This is a genomic window from Thiobacillus sp., from assembly GCF_024708915.1.
Genome location: NZ_JANJXQ010000176.1, coordinates 1 through 23,146 on the forward strand (window position 1 = coordinate 1; position 23,146 = coordinate 23,146).

17 protein-coding genes and 1 pseudogene are annotated in these 23,146 nt (G+C 63.5%); 2 read left to right on the forward strand and 16 right to left on the reverse strand.

Features of this window, described 5'->3' with window-relative positions; genetic code table 11:
* Nucleotides 1–738 (forward strand): inositol monophosphatase family protein (locus tag Q0L94_RS12320; RefSeq protein WP_296753652.1); only part of this gene is annotated, 738 nt, incomplete at its 5' end.
* A gap of 75 nt (nucleotides 739–813) precedes the next feature.
* Here the strand turns inward: Q0L94_RS12320 and Q0L94_RS12325 are convergent.
* The 16 genes from Q0L94_RS12325 to Q0L94_RS12400 form a co-directional block, all read right to left on the reverse strand.
* Nucleotides 814–2,544 carry a fused response regulator/phosphatase gene (locus Q0L94_RS12325; RefSeq protein WP_296753653.1) on the reverse strand — a complete coding sequence of 577 codons (1,731 nt, stop codon included), beginning with the start codon at nucleotides 2,542–2,544 and terminating at the stop codon, nucleotides 814–816.
* A 12-nt stretch (nucleotides 2,545–2,556) separates the two neighbouring features.
* Entirely contained in the window at nucleotides 2,557–2,862 is a 306-nt protein-coding gene (locus Q0L94_RS12330; RefSeq protein WP_296753654.1) for an STAS domain-containing protein, read from the reverse strand.
* A gap of 47 nt (nucleotides 2,863–2,909) precedes the next feature.
* Nucleotides 2,910–5,879 carry a PAS domain S-box protein gene (locus Q0L94_RS12335; protein ID WP_296753655.1) on the reverse strand — a complete coding sequence of 990 codons (2,970 nt, stop codon included), beginning with the start codon at nucleotides 5,877–5,879 and terminating at the stop codon, nucleotides 2,910–2,912.
* Nucleotides 5,876–8,263, reverse strand: a complete 2,388-nt coding sequence (locus Q0L94_RS12340) for a bifunctional diguanylate cyclase/phosphodiesterase (RefSeq protein ID WP_296753656.1) — start codon at nucleotides 8,261–8,263, stop codon at nucleotides 5,876–5,878. Before Q0L94_RS12340 ends, Q0L94_RS12335 begins: the two co-directional genes overlap by 4 nt.
* 23 nt (nucleotides 8,264–8,286) lie before the next feature.
* Nucleotides 8,287–9,363 carry a chemotaxis response regulator protein-glutamate methylesterase gene (locus tag Q0L94_RS12345; RefSeq protein ID WP_296753658.1) on the reverse strand — a complete coding sequence of 359 codons (1,077 nt, stop codon included), beginning with the start codon at nucleotides 9,361–9,363 and terminating at the stop codon, nucleotides 8,287–8,289.
* 12 nt (nucleotides 9,364–9,375) lie between these two features.
* A complete protein-coding gene (locus Q0L94_RS12350; protein ID WP_296753659.1) occupies nucleotides 9,376–9,885 on the reverse strand; it encodes a chemotaxis protein CheD in 510 nt (169 codons plus the stop codon).
* A gap of 16 nt (nucleotides 9,886–9,901) precedes the next feature.
* On the reverse strand, nucleotides 9,902–10,705 hold the full coding sequence (locus tag Q0L94_RS12355) for a protein-glutamate O-methyltransferase CheR (protein ID WP_296753661.1): 804 nt from the start codon (nucleotides 10,703–10,705) through the stop codon (nucleotides 9,902–9,904).
* Nucleotides 10,706–10,771: 66 nt separating this feature from the next.
* Entirely contained in the window at nucleotides 10,772–11,320 is a 549-nt protein-coding gene (locus Q0L94_RS12360; RefSeq protein ID WP_296753663.1) for a chemotaxis protein CheW, read from the reverse strand.
* A gap of 9 nt (nucleotides 11,321–11,329) precedes the next feature.
* The gene (locus Q0L94_RS12365) at nucleotides 11,330–12,973 is read right to left on the reverse strand and encodes a methyl-accepting chemotaxis protein (RefSeq protein WP_296753665.1); all 1,644 of its coding nucleotides are present in this window, start codon (nucleotides 12,971–12,973) and stop codon (nucleotides 11,330–11,332) included.
* A 57-nt stretch (nucleotides 12,974–13,030) separates the two neighbouring features.
* A complete protein-coding gene (locus tag Q0L94_RS12370; RefSeq protein ID WP_296753676.1) occupies nucleotides 13,031–15,205 on the reverse strand; it encodes a chemotaxis protein CheA in 2,175 nt (724 codons plus the stop codon).
* A 21-nt stretch (nucleotides 15,206–15,226) separates the two neighbouring features.
* On the reverse strand, nucleotides 15,227–15,559 hold the full coding sequence (locus tag Q0L94_RS12375; RefSeq protein ID WP_296753667.1) for an STAS domain-containing protein: 333 nt from the start codon (nucleotides 15,557–15,559) through the stop codon (nucleotides 15,227–15,229).
* Nucleotides 15,560–15,581: 22 nt separating this feature from the next.
* Complete coding sequence (locus tag Q0L94_RS12380; RefSeq protein ID WP_296639430.1) at nucleotides 15,582–15,950, reverse strand: response regulator; 369 nt, start codon at nucleotides 15,948–15,950, stop codon at nucleotides 15,582–15,584.
* 10 nt (nucleotides 15,951–15,960) lie between these two features.
* Nucleotides 15,961–17,094: a methyl-accepting chemotaxis protein gene (locus Q0L94_RS12385; RefSeq protein WP_296753670.1), complete on the reverse strand. Its 1,134-nt coding sequence runs from the start codon at nucleotides 17,092–17,094 to the stop codon at nucleotides 15,961–15,963.
* Nucleotides 17,067–17,471 (reverse strand): response regulator, encoded by a 405-nt coding sequence (locus Q0L94_RS12390; RefSeq protein WP_296753671.1) that lies wholly within the window; start codon nucleotides 17,469–17,471, stop codon nucleotides 17,067–17,069. Before Q0L94_RS12390 ends, Q0L94_RS12385 begins: the two co-directional genes overlap by 28 nt.
* A 314-nt stretch (nucleotides 17,472–17,785) precedes the next feature.
* Nucleotides 17,786–18,418 (reverse strand): response regulator transcription factor, encoded by a 633-nt coding sequence (locus Q0L94_RS12395; protein WP_296753673.1) that lies wholly within the window; start codon nucleotides 18,416–18,418, stop codon nucleotides 17,786–17,788.
* A 52-nt stretch (nucleotides 18,419–18,470) separates the two neighbouring features.
* Nucleotides 18,471–21,743 (reverse strand): PAS domain S-box protein, encoded by a 3,273-nt coding sequence (locus tag Q0L94_RS12400; RefSeq protein WP_296753674.1) that lies wholly within the window; start codon nucleotides 21,741–21,743, stop codon nucleotides 18,471–18,473.
* 489 nt (nucleotides 21,744–22,232) lie between these two features.
* On the opposite strand from Q0L94_RS12400, the pseudogene Q0L94_RS12405 reads away from it, so the two are divergent.
* Nucleotides 22,233–23,146, forward strand: a pseudogene (locus Q0L94_RS12405) (DNA mismatch repair protein MutS); the annotation flags it as partial.

The window sequence follows — 23,146 nt, forward strand, 5'->3', positions numbered from 1 at the left end:
CTCGACCTCGATCAACTCACCGTGCGCAGCAAGCAGGATCGCGATTATGTCAGCGAAGTCGACCAGATGGCGGAACGCGCCATCATCGAAACCCTGCTCGACGCCTATCCGAATCACGGGATTTTAGCAGAGGAGTCCGGCGCGGCCGATGCCAGAAACGGCGAGGATTACCAGTGGATCATCGACCCGCTCGACGGCACCACCAACTTCCTCCATGGCCTGCAGCAATATTCGGTCTCCATCGCGCTCAGGCACAAGGGCCAGATCACCCAGGCCGTGGTGTACGATCCGGCCCGCAACGAGCTCTTCACCGCCAGCCGCGGCCGCGGCGCCTATCTCAACGAGCGCCGCATCCGCGCCAGCAAACGCAGCAAGCTTTCCGAATGCCTGATCGGCACCGGCTTCCCCTTCCGCGATTTCAGCTTCGCCGAGGCCTACCTCAACATGTTCCGCGACATGATGCACGCCACCTCCGGCTTGCGCCGCCCCGGCTCCGCCGCGCTCGATCTCGCCTATGTCGGCTGCGGCCGCTACGACGGCTTCTGGGAGATGCGCCTGAGCCCTTGGGACATCGCCGCCGGCAGCCTGATCGCGCAGGAAGCCGGCGCACTGGTCGGCAATTTCATGGGCGACGAGGGCTTTCTCGAATCCGGCAACATCGTCGCCGCCAGCCCGAAAGTCTTCGCGCAGATGCTGCAGATCCTCGCCCCCCACCTGCCGCCCGAACTGAAGCTCTGACCGCTTTCGAAGCGGCGAGCAGCCGTAGCGCGGCAAGCCGGACCCGCCCTCGATTGCAAGGGCGGGCCGGCCCCATTACTGCACAAGCGAATGGTTCCGCTTATCGCCGATAGCGCGGTTGGAAGGATTCAGTTCGTAATACACGACCACCTCGTTGCCGGCACCGGCGTAGTGCATTTCATGGCTCAAGCGCCGCACCAGTTCGATGCCGCGCCCATACAATCCGCTCTCCGCCATCCGCGAGCGGGCCGTCCAGTTGAACCCGGGGCCGCTGTCGCGCACGGAAATTTTCACCATCTTGCGGTTATCGCGCCGCAGGATCTCGATCCCGATGTCGATGAACCCCTCCTGCAGTTCCTTCAAGGCGTTCTGGCGCTGGGCCGCGTAGGCGGCGAATCCGTCGCCGCTCGTTTTAAGCGAGGAATCCATCCGCAGCAGTCCATGATCCAGCGCATTCGACACCAGTTCGGACAGAATCAGGAAAATCTGGCCGGCATGTTCTTTCGTCGCCGCGATCCGCTCGATCACGCCGGACAGGGTCGGCACCACATCCAGGTTTTTCAGGTCCTGCGCCTCGAAATGAAACGACATGCACAGGCCATCGCTGCCGTATTCCGCAGCATCCGCATGCGCAGCCGGCTGCTCCAGCGTGCCCGGAGCGGGAACCGCCACCATCAGCACGCTGATGTCGTCCACCAGCGCCCCCGCCCGATGCTCGTCCAGCGCCGCCACCAGCGCCTCGAAACGATGCGCCGGCGCAGCCGATTCCAGCGTGGCGCAGGCACGCTCGGCGCCGAACTGCTCGCCTGCGGCATTTTCAGCCTCGGTCAGGCCATCCGTCCACAGGAACAACTGGCATTCCCCTTCGTAGGAATACACCTCGAGTTCCGCCGAGAATTCTTCCGGCGGCAACAGGCCGAGCGGCACATGCCGGGATTTCCAGTGCTTGACGATTTCCCCGTCGGCATCGACCAGGCGGGGATAGGGGTTTCCGCCGTTCCAGACCTCGATCGTCCCCATCACGGGATTGATCGAAACGAGCGTCAGGGCGGCATAGCGTCCCGCAGGCATCATGGTGTGCATGCGGCTGTTCATGACCTCGGCGATGCGTCCGATGCCGTAGCCAAGCTCGGTCATGGCGTAAAAGGTATCGAACTGCGGCAGCGAGGCCATCGCTGCGGGCAGGCCATGGCCCATGCCGTCGCTGAGCAGGATATGGTGGCATTTTCCGGGCGTGCGCGCGGCGGCGATCAGATCGCCGCTGAAATGCCATGCCGGGGTCACGCGGTAGCGCAAGGCGGGGTCGCTGAGTCCTTCGCGGTTGACCATGTACTCCATCAGCCGCGCCCCGAGGCGCCGCTCGTCTTCCGCCTGCCGGTAATAATCGGCCAGCTCCGCTGAGTGCCGGGAAAGCGCCTGCTGCAGTTCGGCGATCCGCTGGAACACCTGGATCTTGGCCTGAAACACCGGAAAAGACAGCGGCTTGGTCAAATAGTCGTCCGCCCCCGCCTGCAGCCCTTCAAGAACTTCGTCCTCGCGCGTGAGCGCGGTGACCATCAAGATCGGCAGCCAGCGCGAGCCCGCCGCCTGGCGGATGCGCCGCGTCGCTTCCAGGCCGCCGATCCCGGGCATCATCACGTCCATCAGGATCATGTCCGGCGACTCGGCAAGGAACTTCTCCAGCGCTTCCTCTCCCGAACGCGCCTCGACAAGGCGGTGCCCCATTCTTTTGACCACCTGACCGGCGATTGCAACATTGTTGGCGATGTCGTCCACCACCATGACCGTCATGCCGGATTTGTTCATGCGACCTTCCATTTACCTGATGGTGAACAGGCGGCGAAAATTCGATAGCTCGAAAACCTGCGCCACCGCACCCTTGCAATTGAGCAGCGTGATGGATTTCGACGCACCTTTTGCCCGCTCCTTGAGCAACAGCAGCATGCCCATGGCGGAACTGTCGATATATTTCACCTGGTCGAAATCCAGCTCCAGTTCGTTGATGCACGCCTCCCGCAGCAGGGAATCGGTCGTCTCGTTAAACACGACATGGCTGTTGAAATCGAAACGTCCATTCAGCACCAGACGCGCCCTGCTGCCTTCCTTCTGGGTATCTATGTCCATGCTTCCACTCCTTTCAAAAATCAGTCAATTGGGTAATCGAACCTGCGTTATGCATGCTGCGCCGCGTCATCCAGCGTCCCATCCAAAGCCGGATCCGGCAGGCAGCACGCTCCCGGAAGCTCGACCGTGAAGCAGCTACCTTCTCCCGGAACACTCTCCACGCTGATGCTGCCCCCCATCAAATCCACCAGATGCCGGCACAGCGCCAGGCCCACGCCGATGCCTGGAATACTGGAGTTTTCCGCACCCAGCCGGCTGAAATACTGGAACAGCTCGTCCTGTTTCTCTGGAGGAATGCCGATTCCGGTATCGCTGACCGCAATGCGCATGACGCCGTTGCCCGGCACGTGGCAGGACACCGTCACGCGGCCGCCTTCCCGGTTGTACTTCACCGCATTGCTCAGCAAATTGAGCATGACCTGCTTGAAGCGCCGCGCATCGATGCGCACCCGCCGCCGGGCGCATTCGCCGCCCGGATTGACGATCTCCACGCCTTTCTCGGATGCCTGCGCGGCGACCGCCTCCTGGCACTCGCGCAGCAGATCGGGCACATCGACGTCCTCCGGCTTCAGTTCCAGCCGGCCGGCTTCGATGCGGGACAGATCCAGCACATCGTCGATCAGTTCGCGCAACAGCCAGCCCGCCTCCAGAATGCGCTCGACGCAGTCCCGTTGTTCCTCGTTCAGCGGCGTGTGCGGGTCGGATTCCAGCAGCTGGGCGAAACCGACGATGGCGTTGAGCGGCGTCCGCAGCTCATGGCCGACGTGCGAAAGGAATTTCGATTTGGCACGGCTGGCCTGTTCGGCCGTATCCCTGGCGCGCACCAGCGCCCGTTCCATGAGCACCTGATCGGTCACGTCGTTGATCGCCGCCACGTAGTGCGTAATCGCACCGCCCTCGCCGCGCACCGGCGAGATGAAAATATCGCACCACAGATTGCGGCCCCGGTGCGAGATGGCTTCCACCACCGCATGCATCTCGTCGCCCGCGATCACTGCGTCGAGGAAAAGCTGCCATGCCGTGACGCTCCCCGGGGACGCCACCAGTATGGGCCAGCGCTGCCCCGGAATATCCGCCAGGGGAAGTTCGACGATGTCCGCATAGGCTGCGTTGGCGTACTCGACCGCGAAATCGCCGCGCCGGACGATCACGATGCCGCTTCCGCTCGCGGCAATCGCCCGGCCGCGCAGGCGCAACGCATCCTCCATCTGCTTGCGGGCCGTCACGTCGCGTATGGAAACCTGAATGCTCGCAATGTTCCCGGTTTCGTCCCGGGTCGGCGCGGCGGCGGCATCCACCCAGATGTATGCGCCATTCCGCTGCCGCATCCGGGCATACTCGCACGCTCCCGGCTCGCCGAGCAGCGCCGGCCGGTGCAACTCTTTTCGCACCCGTTCGACATCGTCCGGATGCACCAGTTCGTAGCCGTCGTGCCCGACCAGATCGGCCGGCGCATAGCCCAGCACGCGCTCGCAGGACGGGCTGACATAGGCATAGCGGCCATCCGGGTCGTGCAGCGAAATCATGTCCGTGGCGTTCTCGGCCAGCAGCCGGAAGCGCGCCTCGCTCTTCAGAAGCTCCGCATCGACCGCCAGCGCGTGCGTGATATCGGTGCGAATCGAGAAATAGCGTTCCAGCTGGCCGTTATCGTCGAAAAAAGGCACGATGGTCGAGGCCACCCAGTAATGGCTCCCGTCCTTGCGCCGATTGCGGATGTTGCCGTGCCAGACCTGACCCCGGGAAAGGGTTTCCCACAACGCGGTGAAGAACCAGGGCGGATGAAAGCCGGAGTTGACCAGGCGGTGATTCTGGCCGACGACCTCTTCCCGGCTGTACTGGCTGATCTCGCAAAACTTGTCGTTGGCGTAAACGATGTTTCCTGCCTTATCCGCAGCGCTGACGATGGCGTGCGCGTTGAACGCCTGCAGGTGCTGCGCCAATACGCGATCGCGCTGCGCCAGCTTCGCCGCCATCTCGTCCAGCGCGTGCGCGAGTTCGCCCAATTCGCTGCCCGCGGCCACCCCGCTGCGCTGCGCCAGATCGCCCGCTGCATGCGCATTCGCCTGGCGGATCAGGCGGCGCACCGGGGCGATGACCAGGCGCTCGGTGCCCACCCAGGCGAGCAGCAGCATTCCGCCGAACACGCCCAGCACGACCAGCACCGCCCATCCCCCGGTGCGGCGCACCTGCGCCAACGCGGTGTCGGTGGGGATGCCGACGGCGACAAAAGCATTCTCCCTGGCCGAACTGCTTTCCAGTTTGGCAAAGGAAAACAGGCGCGGAATGCCGTCCCCCCCGACCCCCTCGACAACGCCCGTCGTTGGGTCCGGCACGCCGACCAGCCGCATCGCCGCGCCCACAGGCCGGCCGCGCCAGATTTCCGGCTCCGGATCGCTGTGAAGGATGACGCCGTTATGGTCGTAAAAAACCACCTCGGCGCCCTCGGGCAACACGCTGCCGAGGTTGCGCCGATCGAACCAGGAAAGGTCCACCGACACGAACAGATAGGCCAGATGCTCGCCGCGCCTGTCCAGAATGGGCTTGGCGACGATCACCACGGGCGCTTTCACCATGACGCCAAGATGGTAGTCGCCCACCACGATCTCGCCATGCCCCTGGCGTATCTGGCGAAACCACAGCCGGTCGCTGAAACTGGCCTGCTGAATCTCGGCAGACCCGCTGCAGATGGCGGCCCCCTCGACATCGGTCATGCCGGCATTGGCAAAAATTGCGTGCTTTGCAAGCACATCCTTGAAAATCGAACAGAATCCCGGCCTGCGCTCGACGATCGACGGGTTGGCTGACAGGGCGGACAGCAGTTCGCGGGCCGCATTGATATGCTTTTCCTGCTCCAGCGAAATGCCCTGCACCAATGTTTTCGTCTCGCGGTAAACATCGTCGACAGCGTGTCGATACATCTGCATGCCGATGACCCAGGCTATGGCCAGCATGGGCAGCATGGCGAGCAGGATCAATGCGACCAAGCGGGAACGCAGGCTTTTGAACACGCGTTTCATGCGCCCTCCCACACATCGCCCGATCCATGCTCGGCGGTCACGGCTCGCGCCAATCCTTCGCGTTCAAGCGTGCGTATATCCAGCCGGCGCTCGCCGCGCAGCAGGCGTTCGGCGGCTTCCCCGGGCAGCGGACGGCTGAAGTAATACCCCTGCAGTTCGTCGCACTTCGCATAACGCAGAAAAGCGGCCTGCGCAGCCTCCTCCACCCCTTCGGCCACCACCGCCAGACCCAGGCTGTGCGCCAGGGTGACGATGGCGCGCACGATGGCGGCATCGTCCGGATCCGTCGTAACGTCGCGCACGAAGGAACGATCGACCTTGAGCACATCGATTGGAAACAGTTTGAGATAGGACAGCGAGGAATAGCCGGTGCCGAAATCGTCCACCGACAGCGTCACGCCGAGCTTCTTGAGCGCACGCAGCGTGCCGATGGCCGCCTCGCTGTCGTGCATCACCGTGCTCTCGGTGATCTCCAGTTCCAGGAAAGCCGGATCCAGCCCGGTTTCCGCGAGCACCCGCTCCACGCGCTCCACCAGGCCCGGATCGCGGAATTGCCGCGCGGAAAGGTTCACCGACATGCGCATCCCGGGCGCGCCTCTGTCCTGCCATTGCCGCGCTTGCCCGCAGGCCGCCTGCAGAACCCAATCGCCCAGCGGCATGATGAGGCCGGTATCCTCTGCCACGCCGATGAACCGATCCGGGCCGATCAATCCTTCGCGCGGGTGATTCCAGCGCACCAGCGCCTCGAAGCCCAGCACCTCGCCTGTCGTCAGGCTGACGCGCGGCTGATAGTGCAGCATCAGCTCGCCGCGCTTGATGGCCAGGCGCAGGTCGTGTTCGATCTCGAGCCGGACGCGCATCTGTGCATCCATTTCCGGCGCGTAGAAACGGAAGGCATTGCGCCCTTCTTCCTTGGCGCGGTACATGGCGACATCGGCATTGCGCAGCAGGGAGCCGGCATCCTCGCCGTCCAACGGGCAGATCGACAGGCCAAGGCTGCCCGTCACATACACCTCGCGGCCATTCAGCACGAACGGATGCGACAGGGTATGCAGAACCTTTTCGGCCACGACCGCAGCATCCTCGATGCGCGCGATATCCGGCAACAGCAGAATGAACTCGTCGCCGCTCTGGCGGCCCACGGTATCGCGCTGCCGCAACACCCCGCCGATCCGCAACGCGACCTGGCGCAGCAGCGCGTCTCCCGCGTCATGGCCCAGGATGTCGTTGATGTTCTTGAAATTGTCCAGATCCAGGTACGCCACCGCGAGCAGCCGCTGGCCTCGCTGCGCGCGGGCAATCGCCTGCCGCAGACGCTCCAGGATCAACACGCGGTTGGGCAGTTCCGTCAGCGCATCGTGGCGGGCGCGATGAAGCAGCAGGTCCTCCTGCTGCTTGCGCTCCGAAATGTCGCGCGCAATCATCAGCACCGAAACGACCCGGTTTTCCATGTCCCGCTCGGGCACCATGCGCACATGGAAATGGCGCAAACCCAGCCCCGGCATTTCAATCCCGCACTCGACGGTCGTCGCCTCGCCGCGTTCGAACACCTCGCGCGCGCCGTGCTGCCAGGCTGCCGCCGCCTCCGCGGGCAGTCCCAGTTCATCCCAGGTCTTGCCCAGGCATTCGCCATTTTCCACCCCGATGGCCAGCTCGTTCGCCGGATTGGCATACAGGTAGCGCAGCTCGCGGTCGAAACGCACGATCGCATCCGGCGCGTTGTCGACCAGCGCCCGGAATTCCTGCGAATGACGGCGCAGCAGATTTTCCATTTCCCGGGTCGTGGTGCTGTCGCGCAGCACGGCAAGGGTTTCGCATTGACCGTCCAGTTCGATCCGCGACAGACTGAGCGAGACTGGAATGTCCTCGCCGTTTTTGTGCCGGACAAATAGGTCCCATCGACCGACCGGCGACTTCGGTGCAGGATCGACGACGCCGCCGTCGCGCTGCCGTGCGAACAAGGGATGCGGCTGGTCCGGAAAAAGTTTTTCCAGCAGCTCGCCGATCGTCTCCTCGCGGCGATAGCCCAGCATCGTTTCCGTGGTCGAATTCGCCATCGCGATGCGTCCTCCCGCATCGAGCAGGAATACGGCATCCGGCGCCGCGTCGAAAACCATGCGGAAGCGTTGCCCGCTTTTCTGCGCGCGCGCTTTCGCCGCCTGCCATCCCGCGCCGAAGATCATGGCCGCCACCGCCACGGCGAGAATTGCTGCCGCATTGCGGAAGGCGGAATCGTTCTCGACAGGCAGCGTCGCCTGCGGCATCAGGGCATACAGGATGGCCAACAGGATCGCCAGGCAGGCGACCGCGAACAGGGAAATACCCATTCCGCCGGAAAGGAATAATCGACGCGCCTTCGCCGGCGCGGCCTGGCGATCAGACACTGTTTTTCGACCTCGCTGCGTGGTCACGCATATTTCATGATCTCTGCCGGGATCGCCTGCAGCGATGCGCTGCGGTCCACTCCGCCCAGTTTCACCGCTTCCTTGGGCATGCCATAGACGACGCAGCTGGCTTCGTCCTGCGCCACGGTGGCCGCGCCCGCATCGTGCATTTCCTTGAGGCCGCGCGCGCCGTCATCGCCCATCCCGGTCATGATGACGCCCAGGGCATTGCGCCCCGCAAACTTGGCCACCGAACGGAACAGCACGTCTACCGATGGCCGGTGGCGGTTGACCACCGGGCCATCCACCACTTCGACGTGATACTGGGAGCCGTTGCGCTTCAACAGCATGTGTCTGCCGCCGGGGGCGATCAGCGCACGCCCGGGCATGACGCGGTCGCCGTTCTGCGCCTCGCGCACTTCGATCCGGCACAGGGTGTCGAGCCGGGCTGCGAAGGAGGCAGTGAACTTCTCGGGCATGTGCTGCACGATGACGATCCCGGGCGACACCCGCGGCAACGCCGTCAGCACCGCTTCCAGCGCCTGGGTGCCGCCGGTCGAGGTGCCGATGGCGACGATGCGCTCGGTCGTCTGCGCCATGGCCTGGCTCGCGGCGGGCAGAATCACGTCGGCGCCGAGCCTGGGCATCGCGGCAGCGGGCGGCGCAGCGCTGCCGACCTTCAGATTGCGGACATTGGCGTGCGCCGCCGTTTTCACGGCGCGAATCAGATCCGCAGCGGCGTCCTGCAGCGCCGTGCGCCGGTTGCCAATGCCCGGTTTGGGCACCACCCCGACCGCACCCGCCGCCAGGGCCTGCATCGCGGTTTCCGATCCCTTCTGCGAAATCGATGAGCAGATCACCACCGGCGTCGGCCGTTCCGCCATGATCTGCCTGAGAAAGGTGATGCCATCCATACGCGGCATTTCCACGTCCAGTACGAGCACGTCCGGCCACTGCTTTTTCATCTTCTCCTGGGCGAAGATGGGGTCGGGCGCAACGGCGATCACCTCGATGCCGGCATCGCCGTTGAGCACTTCGGACAGCACCTGCCGCACCACGGCGGAATCGTCCACCACCAGGACTTTTATCCGTGTCGACATAAGCTTCCTGATTCAGCAGTCATTGCAACGATCCACGCCCTGCGGGGCAAACTGGCGCACCCATACGTTTCCCGACCAGATGTCGAACAGCACCGTGCGATGGCCGGTACCGCCCAGATCTTCCGATGCCAGGCGCAGCCCATGGTGCTTCAGCAGATTCCGCCCGGCCTCGGCATTCTTGATCCCGATGTGGCTTTGCCCGGCATTGACCTGCCGCTGAAACATATTGCCGCCGCCAAACAATTTGACCTCGTAATCCTCGAGCGCCGTGCCGCTCCTGCGAATCTCCTCGAACAGGAGCCCGAGGGCCTCGTCCGCGTACTTGCCGTCCGCCAGCCTCGCTTCCCGCGCCTGCCGGGTCGGCAGCATGTAGTGGCACATGCCGCCGATCAGCAATTTCGGATGCCACAGCGTGATGGACACGCAGGAACCCAGGATCGTGCGGATGCGGATATCCCGATCCCCGAAGTAGAACTCACCCGGGTTGAGGAAGATTTCGATGACGTGAGGCGGCTTGCGCATGGACGATATCGCCGGCCTATTTTCTGTACACCGAAGGCCGCACGGCACTCAGCACGTCGGTCACGCCGTTGAGGCTTTCCGAATGGCCGATGATCAGGTAGCCGCCCGGCTTCAGCGTGGCGGCGATGCGCTCGACCACGCGCGCCTTGGTGTCGGTATTGAAATAGATCATCACGTTGCGCAGGAAAACCACGTCGAACTCGCCCAGGCGCGGCAGGGTTTCGTTGAGGTTGATCTGCTGGAAATTCACCCGCGCACGCAGGCGCTTGTCGACGAGAAAACGGCCATCCTGCGAACCCACGCCCTTGAGGCAATATTCCTGGAGATAGCGTTGAGGAATATGACGCGCGCGCTCCATCGCATACAGCCCGCCGCGCGCACGCTCCAGCACCCGCGTGCTGATGTCGGACGCGACGATTTCCCATGGCGCCTCGCCCAGCCGATCGGCCAGCACCATCGCCAGGGTGAACGGCTCCTCGCCGCTCGAGCAGGCTGCGCTCCACACGCGGAACGGCGAGCCGGGGCGCCGCTCGGCGAGGATGCGCTGCTGCAGGAACTCGAAGTGCTTGGGCTCGCGGAAGAAATAGGTTTCGTTGGTGGTGAGCAGGTCCAGCGCGGTCTGCAATTCCGCCGGTTCCTTGCCGCTGGTCAGCAGGCGCAGATAATCGCGGTAGGAGTCGAACGAATAATGCTTCAGCCGCTTCGCCAGGCGTCCGCATACCAGCGCCTTTTTGGCCGGGGAAAGATGAATCCCCGCCAGCCGGTAGATCAGCCGCTGGAATTCGCCGAACTCCTGATCGGACAGCGTGGACGCCTGCATGCCCCGCTCCCTATCGGCCCGGTCCGTACGGCATGAAACCGCCGCCCATGCCTTGTTCGATCCCGGTCATCCCGCCGCAGCCTCGTTCGCGGATTCCATGCCCTGATTCGCCTGCTCCAGCAATGCCAGATCGTCGATCGACAGCACATTGCCCACGTTCAGGATGATCACGAACTTGCTGTCCACCTTGCCCATGCCGCGAATGAAGTCGGTGCGGATCTTCGCGCCGAAGGCCGGCGGCGGTTCGATCTGGTCCTGCGGTATTTCCAGCACCTCGTTCACCGCATCCACCACCACGCCCACCACCTGCGTCTCCTGATCGGACGCCACTTCGATGATGACGATACAGGTGCGGCGGCTGAGTTCCGTGCGCTTGCGGCCGAAGCGCGTGGAAAGGTCGACCACCGGCACCACGCTGCCGCGCAGGTTGATCACCCCGCGGATGTAGTCCGGCATCATCGGCACCTCGGTGAGGTTGCCGTACTCGATGATCTCCTTGATGGCAAGGATGCCGATGGCGAACGTCTCCCCCCCCAGCATGAAGGTCAGGTACTGCTGCTGATCCTGCGGCGCAGCCAGTCCCGTCCGTTCTTCCACTTTGACTAGCGCACTCATGTCGCCCCCTCAGAACTTGACGAATTCAAGTTCGTCGCCGACGCCTGCGATGGCTTTCGACGCCGACTTGCTGCCGGCGCTCTTGGCGTGCGCCACCTGGATGGGCTTCTGGGCGGCCGATTTCCTGGCGCTCGACGCCGTCCCGCCGGCGCCGCTCTCGAGCCGGAAGAAGCCCATGGCCTGCTGCAGCTGCTCGGCCTGGCTGCTCATTTCCTCGGCGGTGGCAGCCAGCTCTTCCGAGCTGGAAGCGTTCTGCTGAGTGATCTGGTTGAGCTGGGTCATGGCGGTGTTGATCTGCCCGACGCCGGAGGACTGCTCTTCGGAGGCGGCGGTGATTTCCTGCACCAGGTCCGAGGTCTTGTTAATGGACGGCACCATCTCGTCCAGCAGCTTGCCGGCCCGCTCCGCCATGTCCACCGAACCGCCCGCCAGTTCGCCGATCTCCTGCGCCGCCACCTGGCTGCGCTCCGCCAGCTTGCGCACTTCCGCCGCCACCACCGCGAAACCCTTGCCGTGCTCGCCGGCGCGGGCCGCCTCGATGGCGGCGTTCAGCGCCAAGAGGTTGGTCTGGTAGGCAATGTCGTCGATGATGCCGATCTTGCCGGCGATGCTCTTCATCGCGGTCACCGTCTGCTTCACCGCCTCGCCGCCCTCGGTGGCCTCCTTCGCCGCCTTCGACGCCATGCCGTCGGTGACTTTGGCGTTCTCGGTGTTCTGGCCGATCGACGCGCTCATCTGCTCGATGCTGGCGCTGGTCTCTTCCACGCTGGCCGCCTGTTCGCTGGAAGCCTGGCTCAGGGATTGCGCCGTTGCGGACACTTCTTCGGACGCGCTGGAAAGATTGTCGGCCGCGCCGCGCACCTCGGTGATGATCTGCGAAAGCTTTTCCACCATGTTCTTCATCGCGGTGAGCAGCATGCCGGTCTCGTCCCTGGACTGCACATCGATCGTCACGCTGAAATCACCTTCGGAGAGACGGTTGGCCACGCCCACGGCTTCGCCGAGCGGGCGGGTGATGGAACGGGTGACCCAGAAGGCGATCACTACCGCGAGCAGGAAGGCCGCCGCGCCCATGCCGAGCATCAAGGTCCGCGCCTGGCTGTATTGCGCGCTCGCCGTTTTCCCCAGTTCGTTCATGAGCTCGCCCTGGAACTGGACGAGGTCGTTGACGCGCTTGCGGTACTCGTTCGCCGCCGGGCGGAACTCGGACTCCATGAATGCCCGGCCGTCTTCCGCCTTGCCTTCCTCGGCCAGCTTGATGATCTGGTTTTGCGCCGCGATGAACCGCTCGCGCGATTCGAGGATCAGCTGGAACATCTCGATTCCTCTGGGTTGGGTCAGCGTCGGCTTGAGCGTCTCCCAGGCCTTGCCGATGTTGCTGCGCCCTTCGAGAATGCGCGCCTTCGCACCCTGCACACCCGGCTGATCCGTCGCCATCAGAATGTCGCGCGCGCCGAGGCCGATCGCGTTGACGCCGGCGAGTCCGTCCTGCAGCAACAGGACTTTCGGCCATTTGTCATGGTTGACGTTTTCCAGCGACTCGTTGAGGACGGCCATGCGGGTGATTCCGATGATGGCGATCGCCACCATCAGCACCACAACCAGGCCAAAGCCCACTCCCAACCGCATCCCGATCTTCATGTTCCTGAACATTGCCGTGCCTCCCTGTATATCTCTGAAAAAAAGTAGAAAACCTGAGAATCTGCCCGATCAGGCGCCATGCATAGCCATCTGCTCGTCCCGCGCCACAGCGAGCTGCACCAGCGTCGGCACATCCAGAATCAGCGCCACCTCGCCCGTTCCCAGAATCGTGGAACCGGAAATACCCCGCAAATTCCTGAACACATTGCCGAGCGGCTTGATGACGGTCTGAAATTCGCCCATCAGTTCGTCCACCACGAACCCGGCTTTCTGTCCGCCGTATTGCACGACCACGATGTTTTCGCGCTTGCCCGCGGCCGCCTTGACTTCGAATTGATCGCGCAGGCGGACGAAGGGCAGCACCTCGCCGCGCAGATTGACGTAGTTGCGGGTATCGGCGGCCTTTCTGTCCGCTTCCGACAGCTCGACGCATTCCAGCACCATGTCGAGCGGCACCACGAAAGCCGACTTGCCGACGCCGACCAGGAAACCGTCGATGATCGCCAGGGTGAGCGGCAGCCGGATGCGCACCAGGGTGCCGCGCCCCTCCGCGCTTTCGATGTCGACGCTGCCACGCAGCGCCTGGATGTTGCGCTTGACCACGTCCATGCCGACGCCGCGGCCGGAGAGGTTGGTGACCTGCTCCGCGGTGGAAAATCCCGCCTCGAAAACGAGGTTGTAAATCTCGTTGTCCGACAGGCTCTGGCCGGGGCCGACGATGCCGCGCTCGATCGCCTTCCTGAGGATCCGTTCCTTCTTGAGGCCGCCGCCGTCGTCCGCCACTTCGATCACGATGCTGCCGGAGTCGTGGTAGGCGTTCAGCCGCAGGCTGCCCTTCGCCGGCTTGCCAGCCGCGACGCGCGCCGCGGCCGGCTCGATGCCGTGATCCATGGCGTTGCGCACGAGGTGCATGAGCGGGTCGCCGATTTTCTCGACCACCGTTTTGTCCAGTTCGGTTTCCGCGCCGCCGATCTCCAGGCCGATGTCCTTGCCGAGTTCCTTGCTCACGTCGCGCACCACGCGCTGGAAACGGTTGAAAGTCTCGCCGATTTCCACCATGCGCAGCTTGAGCGCGCCGTCGCGGATTTCCTCGACCAGGTTCGACACGGCGGAGTTCGCCTCGTGCAGCGCCGCGTCGCCGGAGCGCCGGGCCAGCAGCGAAGCGCCGGCGCCGGCAATGACGAGCTCGCCGACGAGATTGATCAATTCGTCGAGCTTTTCCGCGCTGACGCGAATGAACCTGGCTTCCTGGGCTTTATGGTCGCGAATCTGGCGCTGCTTCTCCAGCGCCACCTCCACCACCTCTTTCTGCACCACGCCTTCGTTGACCAGGACTTCGCCGATGGGCGGCTTGGCGCCACCGCCGGCCGCCGCCATACTTTCCTGGGACGCCAGTGCATCCTCCAGCTCATGTCCGGTGAGAATGCCGGCCTCGATCAGCAGCTGGCCGAGCATGTCGGTATTGCCGCTGGCGTGTTCGAGCCGGTCGACGAAAGCGGCAAGATGGCTCGGCGGCGGGAAAATGCGCAACTTGCAGTCCTCGCGCACGAACTCGAAGACATCCTCGATGGTTTTCTTGTCCGCCTCGCTCCTGAATTCGATCGAGAAGCTCAGATAGCAGGACTCCGGATCAATCGCGTTCAGTTCCGGCAGTTCGCTGTCGTCTATCCTGAGCGAAACGATGTCGCCGATGGTCGAGAGGTAGCGGATGAAGGAGATCGGGTCCATGCCGTTTTTCAGCACCTCGCGCCCGAAGACGATCGACAGGTGCCAAGAGTCCCCTTCGAGCAGTCCGCCGCCGCTCGCGGCAAGCCGGGCCTCGCAAACCGCCGGCACGGCGGCGTCCGCCGCAGCCGTGCCGCCCAGCAAGGATCTCAGCGCCGCGGCAATGGCTGCGCCCGCAGCCGCCTGTTCCGCATCGAGTGCTTCCCCGGCTTCCGCCACCACGGCGATCAGCAGGCCGATATGGTCGCAGCATGTGAGCAGCAGCTCGACCAGTTCGCCATTGATGGACAGCGCGCCTTCGCGCACCTCGTCGAGCGCATTTTCGACGACATGGGTAAACGCCACGATCGCGTCGAGCCCGAACAAACCCGCGGAGCCCTTGATGGTGTGCGCGGCGCGAAACATGGCGTTGACCGTTTCCTCCTCCTGCGGCTCGCTTTCGAGCCGCAGCAGGATGCCCTCCATTTCTTCGAGCAGCCCGCGGCTTTCCTCGATATAGGTCTGCAATGCCTGATCCATGCTCACTCTCGTCTCCTTGGTCTACGACGGCTGTTGCTGTCGAGCTGAAATCAGCACGGGATCGCCGAACTGGGCCGCCATGTTGTAGAGATCGATCACTTCCAGAACGGCCTGGCTATGGGAGACGAAACGCACGGTCTTGCCCAGGCGGATGCCTTCGCGCTTTGCCGCCAGCAGCAGTTGAACGCCGGCGGTATCCATCTCGGTGACGCCGCCGAGATCGAGCTCGATCCCGGCGTTGGCGGCCAGGTGTTCCATCAATCCGTCCCGGATTTCCAGGCCGCGATAAATGGTGAGTTCGCCTTCCATTTGCAGCCTGCAAATGCCGTTTTCCTGCTGCGCGTCGATGTGCATGGTGTGCTCCCTGTCGCCGGCTTCAGGGCATGATCAGCTTCGACACGGCAGCCAGCATCTGCGCCGGCTGGAAGGGTTTGACCACCCAGGCCTTGGCGCCTGCCGCCTGGCCTGCCTGTTTTTTCGCCTCCTGCGATTCGGTGGTGAGCATGATGATGGGCGTGAATTTGTAATTCGCCAGCTTCTTGACCTCCTGCACGAAGGTGATGCCGTCCATGTTCGGCATGTTGACGTCGCTGATGATGAGATGAATCTTCTGCCCGTTGATCTTGGACAGGCCGTCCTTGCCGTCGCACGCTTCGATGACGTCGAATCCGGCGCCCTTGAGCGCGATGCTCACGACCTGGCGCAGCGAAGCCGAATCGTCGACGACCATGATGGTTTTTGCCATAGCTTTCTCCCTAGAAGAAGGTGATTTCCGAACTGTTCGACTGGCGGGCGTCGGCGCCGCCGTGCAGCTCCCGCTGCTCGGTCGTGGTGTAGGTTTTCGACAATTCGTCCAGCCATGCCTCCGCATCGATGGGCGCACATTGCCCGGTGTCCAGGCATTCGTTGACGTGCGCTTCGAACTTGCGGATGTCGTCGCGGATATGCGAAAGAATCTGGCTCACGCGATCCTGAAACTGCAGCGAGACCAGCACATCGGAAATTTCGTCCCGAATGCCCATGCTGGCTTCGTTCAGGATGCTCGAAGACTCCGTCAAGCGGCTCGCCACGCCGTGAAAACGCTCGATCACCTGCCCGATAACCGCTTCGGAATGCGTCACCGACTCGGTATCCCGCGTCGCCGACTGCTCGGACGCGGTCACGGCGGAAGCGATCGCGGCATTGACCTGTTCCGCTCCCTGGCTGATTCGCTTGCCCGTTTCAGCGGACAGCGTGGAAAGCTTGCGCACCTCGTCGGCGACCACGGCGAACCCCCGCCCGGCCTCGCCGGCACGCGCCGCTTCGATGGCGGCGTTGAGCGCGAGCAGGTTGGTCTGCATGGCGATGCTGCCGACCTCGGCCGCCATCTGCTTCAACTCGCCGGTAAACAAGGCCAGCCGATCCACCTCCCGTAGCAGGCTTTGCTTGGAAACGGTGGACTCGCGCAGCGAATCGATGATCGAGCCCAGATCCCGCTGGCTTGTCTCAAGCAGATCCAGCAGGCCATCCTGCCCCTGTTCCACGCCGTTGCCGGCCGCCGTCGATTGCGAGGCGGACACCGCCGTCTCCAGTTTTTCCACCAGGCCGGAAAAGCGGACGACGAGCGCGGTAACCGCATCCTCGGTCTGCGCGCGCCCCGTCTCCACCTGCAGCGACCAGATAGGCAATACGCTGGCGCATACCGTGTCGAGATGGGGGCTGCAATTGCCCGCCGCGCCCCGCATGGACGTTTCGCGCATCCGCTTGCGCCTGGATTCCCTGAACCGATGGGCAATCCACCCGCACGCCGCGCCGCAGGCGAAAATCAATATCCCGAGCAGCACGAACTCCACGCTGCCAATGCCGATCGCGGCATCCGTCGTCAGACTTTCACTCGCATTGAATTCCATACCACCTTCCGCTTGTCGATATTCATGTCATGGCGCCGCACTACATTCAGCAACAGATCGATCTGGGCAGACAGATCGAAAAAGTGATCCGCCCCCGCTTGCAGCCAGCGTTTTCTGTATGGCTCCGACGAGTAGGAACTCACCACGATCAGGCATGCCGAAGGGCATGCGCGCCGCGCCCGGGCAAGTGCCTCGCAGCCGCTTTCATCCGGCAGCCTGGCATCCATGACCACGATTTCCGGTTGCATGAGACGCATGACCTGGCCGGCATCTTCAACCGCAGTGCTTTCCACGATCTCGACGCACCCAAGGCTGGCCAGCATGGCCGCCAGGCGTTCCCGCAGCAGAATCGATGGCTCAAGCAGCAGTAATTTCATTCCCATCAATCCCACATTGTGCCGGGCAATCCGAGCAAGCGGATACAAGCCAGCCATCCAGTCCGAGACTTATTATCGAAAGCGATCGCCGGCAAATTAAGTCGGCATAATCTGCTTTTGAGTCAGCGCTTATTCACAGCGGAGTAGGAATAGTCCTACCGGGACGGCCGGCAATGTTTGAACCCGGCAGTGCTTTTCGCACCGTCCCGATAGAGTGCTTTTTCAATGATTACTGGTTCGGCGTTCCGCCAGACAAAGCCGGGGCGGGCGGCCGGCGACGCGGCGGCGCATCAAGCGCCGCGCAAGAGAAAATCTCAGCCGTCGATCAATCGATGGCGGATGGCATAGCGGACCAGGTCGGTCGATGTCTGGAGATTCATTTTCCGCATGAGGCGGAATTTGTGCGTGCTGACCGTCTTGATGCTCAGGAACAAGTCGCCTGCGATCTCGCTTATCGTCCTGCCGGAAGCGAGCATGAGGAATACCTGGCGTTCGCGTTCCGACAATGCTTCATGCGGGACGCAGCCTTCCGGCGCGCGATCGAAAACAAGTTTTTCGACCAGTGCGGCATCGATGAACTTCCCTCCGCCGGCGACCTTGCGAATGGCCCCGACGAGGATTTCCGGCTCGCTGTCCTTGGTCAGATAACCGCTGGCGCCGGCCTTGAGCGCGCGGCTGGCGATCGGCCCCTCGACATGCATGCTCAATATCAGGATCGGCAGATCCGGATGCTCCGCGTGCATCCATTCGATGAGTTCGACGCCCGCCAGGCCCGGCATGTTCATGTCGAGCAGGACAAGATCGCAGGCGGTTCGCGCGAGCACGGCCTGAAGCTCGTCTCCCCCACCGGCCTCGCCGGCAACACTTATGTCGGGCGCCAGCGCAAGTATCTGTTTGAGCCCGTGACGCACAATGGCATGGTCGTCGACAATGATGAGTCTGATCATCCTGGAAGCCTCGGTTGGACGGGGTGGGCGCGGTTGGGGGCAAGCGCCGCAGTCATGCCACGGGAACGCACACGCGAATACGCGTACCGCGTTGCGGCTCGCTGGCCATCTCGAAATCGCCTTCCATCATTGCCACCCGCTCGCGAATGCCGACCAGGCCAAACGATTTGCGGTTCGCCACGGCATGCGGGTCGAATCCCTTGCCATTGTCGCTCACTTCGAAGCAGAGATGGCCATCGGTCCGGGTCACGATGATTTCGACCTGGCTCGCTTCGGCATGGCGCGCGATATTGGTCAGCGACTCCTGAACGATGCGGAATACGGCGGTTGCGGTAGCCTCGTCCAGGCTGATGTCGCCATCGCCCAGCACGAGTTCGCAGGGGATGCCCGCATACTCGATGAATTCCTCGACCAGCCATTCCAGTGCGGCGACGATGCCGAGATCCAGCGCCCCCGGCCGCAGGCTCGACGTGACATGCCGCGCGGTCTCGATGGTGCGGTCCACCAGTTGCTTCATGGATTGCAGGCGCGCCATGAGTTGCGGATTGGATTCGCCGAAGCCGAGACGCGCCAGCGAAACGTCCATCCGCAGCGCCGTCAGCGTTTGTCCCAGCTCGTCGTGAATTTCGCGTGCAATGCGCTTGCGCTCTTCCTCGCGCACGCTTTCAAGATGCGCGGACAACTCGCGCAGCATGTTTTTCGAATCGACGAGTTTTGCTTCGCTGGTTTTGCTGTCGGTAATATTGATCGCAACGCCGTCCCACATGCATAGATTTTCTCTGTGACGGCGCGGAGTGGCGCGCAGGTTGATCCATCTCGTCTCGCCGTCCGCCGTGACGATACGCCCTTCCCAATTCCAGAACGATAGTTTTTCCTGCGACTGCGCCATGCTGTCGTGGAAGGCGCGCTGGTCGTCCGGGACGATGAAGCCGACGAAAGCGCGCCCGTTCCGCAGGATCGCTGCCGTATCCAGGCCCAGCAGCCGTTTCGCTCCATTGCTGATGTAAGTGAAGTGCAGTTCTTCGCCGCCGGTATGCCGGAAACACTGAAACACCATGCCCGGCACGTTGGAGGTGATGCCATGAAGGCGTTCCTCGCTTTCGCGCAATACCGCTTCGGCGCCTTTAAGGGTGGAAATGTCGCGCGCGATGGTCAGCACCGATACCAGCTTTCCCGATGCATCGCATTCCGGCACGGCCCGGGTGTGGTAGTGCCTGACGACGCCGCCCTTGGTCGTGAATCCGAATTCGAACACTTCCGGCTCGCCGGTGAGAAAAACCCGGCGCAACGCATTGGTCCATATTTCCGCCTCCTCGTCCGCCACCCCGAGTTCGGCATACGTCTTGCCCAGCAGGGTTTGCCGCGACATGCCGGTGGATTTCTCGATCTCGGGATTGACGTAAACGCGGCGCAATTCGCTGTCGAAACGCGAGACGATGTCCGGCAGATTCTCGGCCAGGGAGTGAAACTCGCGCTCCAGGCGCCGGATTTCCGCATCCGCCCGCATCCGCTCGGTGATGTCCAGACAGACCACCACGGCGCCGGCGACGGCGCCCTTCTCATCGCGCAGCGGCAAGGCCGAATTGCTGATGATTTTACGGCTGCCGTCGAAGCATTCGATGTCGATGACTTCGTCGAGCGAGGTCTCGCCGCGCTCGATGGCGCGGGCAAGCGCCCAGTCGTGCGCTTCGATGCGCTTGCCGGTGTCGTGCCGCCAGCCCTTGTACTCGCCCAAGCGGTCGATGCCGACCCAGCGTTCGCCTGCCCAGATACGGCTGCCGGCAGGATTGTTCAGGATGAAATGTCCGGAGGCATCCGCCAGCCACACGCCGACCGGCAGCGCTTCCAGCACGCCGCGCAACTGCCGTCCGGTTTCGACGGCGTGCCGCACGACAAAGCGGACCCGCAGATGGATCAGCAACGCAGCGATCATGCCGATGCCCGCCATGATCGCAATCGCCCGCCACGCGGCGGTGCGAATTGGCTGGTACATCTTGTCGACGTCCACTTTGCGCACCATGCCGAGACCGAGTTCCGTCACCGGTGCGTAAGCGGCAACCACCATGGCTCCCCGATAATCCGGCGCTACCGTGACGCCGCGCTGCCCCTGGAGGGCGTACCACATCGGGACTGGCACATCGTTGTAGCGCATCGGCGCCAGCAACGGGTGCGGCATGAATGCAGAAGGAAAGCAGACCATGCGCTCATTGCCGGCGCGTCCGCACAGGCGCGTTTCCACCCCGCCCGCGGTATCCGACAGCGCCTCCGTAAACAGGCGTTCAAGCTCGGGCAACGGCTCCTGAACCACGATCGTTCCCTGCCCCTGTGCGGCGGGCAAATGAATTTCCAGCATCCAGCCGCGATTCCAGGCCAGCCAGGCGGGGCGCGGGTTGTCAAGGCGCAAGCGGAATCGCGGATCGGCCGCAGGCAGCCCTGCATGCAGCCTGGCGCTGCCGTCGCTGCCTTTCAGCCAGGCCGAGCCGCCCGCACCGGCCATCTCCCGCAGCGCGGCCGGCAGATCCGCGCGCGCCGCAAGCCCGCCCGTCCGGGCATGCAGGCTGTGCAATGCCGATGACAGCACCAGTGGAAAGATGGCTGCCTGCGTCCGCACCGAGTTGGACAACTCCTCCTCCACCGTCGTCTGCATCTGCCTGCCGAGCACCGCGACGGAAGCCGCGCTGCCGAGCAGCAGCGCGGCGGCGAATCCAATCAGGCCAATTGCCAGGGCCTGCCGGTCCTCGCGCGCGGCGTAAAAGCGGCGAAACCAGGGGGTTTCGGCCATTGCCGCAAGATAACCTGCGACCCATACGCACAAAGCCGCCATGGCGGGCAAATTCATGGCGGTATGGCGATCGAGGGTGACCACGAACAGCAGGCCGTCGAGGCTGCGATTGAGCGCGCCGCCCACGATGGCCGCCAGGATGAGCACAGGCGCGGCCTGCAGCAGGATCTGCCCGGGCAGCTTGCGCGCCCGGTCGAGGGTGGCCAGCGCCAGGCCCACGCACAGCAGGGAAAATGCACAGAGGGGAGGCATGCGCTCAGGCCAGGGCAAACCGGGGCTGTCGACGTTGAGTGCAATGCGCCAGAAACCGTCGGGCGGCATCCAGGCAAAAAAATATTGCCCGATTACCGCTGCGCCGATCGCTGCGATGAGCCATCCCAGCCAAGGCCGAAAGCGCGGCAGCAGCAGCGCCAACCCCGCCAGCAGCAGTGCGAAGGAAGTATTGAGCCCCATTCCAGCCAATACCGGCAGGCGCGCGCGGACGACATCCGGCGCCGACCAGACGCCGGCAAGAAACGCCGCCATGGCAACGGCGAGCGCCATCCCCGCCGCCCTGCGGACCGCGCCGCAGGCGCGGCAAGGAGCGGGTTCAGTCAGATGGGAGGCGATATCGCTCAAGGTACGGCTATTTGCATGATTGTTTTTCGTGGTTCAGGCTCGAATCCTGCACATTCCAAATTATCAAATTCGCTCGCCGATTCCCCTCGGCAGATCAGGGGATGCGTCAATAAAGCAAGGTTTTGAGCTTGTCGTCGGCCCGGGCCCACACAAGGCACGGCTTCGATGTTTTGTCGGAACAAAGTGGCGAGCCGTACGGCAGCGCCGCCGCAATCCTCTTGTCGCGTATCATCCGGCTATTCATTACGACGTATCCCATACAAGCTTTTCCAGTTGCATCTTAACTACATTTTGTTCGCATCTGGGTGCAATCACCGGCTTGAGCCTGTGATTCTTGCATGGAAGACTCGGCATAACCGTTTGTTTTAACTGGACAACATTTTGCTGGACAAGGCAATCGACAAGCACACGCCGATGATGCAGCAGTACCTGGGCATCAAGGCGCAGCATCCCGACATGCTGCTGTTCTACCGCATGGGCGATTTTTACGAGCTGTTTTTCGACGACGCCGAAAAAGCCGCGCGACTGTTGAACATCACGCTCACCACACGCGGCGCCTCGGCCGGCAGCCCGATCAAGATGGCCGGCGTGCCCTACCACAGCGCCGAGCAGTACCTGGCGCGGCTGCTGAAGCTGGGCGAATCGGTGGCGATCGCCGAACAGGTGGGCGATCCAGCCGCCAGCAAGGGGCCGGTGGAACGACAGATATCGCGCATCGTGACGCCAGGCACCCTGACGGATTCGGGCCTGCTGGACGAGACGCGCGACACGCTGATTCTGGCGCTCGCCCCCGGCATGGCCGATACAGCGACGCTCGGCGTCGCCTGGCTCAACCTTGCCGCCGGGCGCTTCCAGGTCAGCGAGATCAACCCCGCGGCCCTGCCCGCCCTGCTGGCGCGATTGCGGCCGGCGGAAATTCTCGCGCCCGACGACTTCACGCTCGACGCCCCCTGCGCTGAAAGCGCATCGATTAAACCAGGCGCGGTACGCCGGCTGGCGCCGTGGCAGTTCGACGCGGCGGGTGCGGAAACCCGGCTGGCGCAGCAATTCGGCAGCCGCGACCTCGCCGGCTTCGGCGTGGCCGACCTGCCGCTGGCCGTCGCCGCCGCAGGCGCCCTGCTCGACTACATCCAGACCACCCAGCGCACCGCGCTGCCGCATATCCAGACGATTCGCGCCGAACGCGACAGCGATTACGTTCAGCTCGACGCCGCCACCCGGCGCAACCTGGAGCTCACCGAAACGCTGCGCGGCGAAGCGGCGCCCACCCTGCTGTCGGTGCTCGACACCACCGCCACCGGCATGGGAACGCGATTGCTCAGGCACTG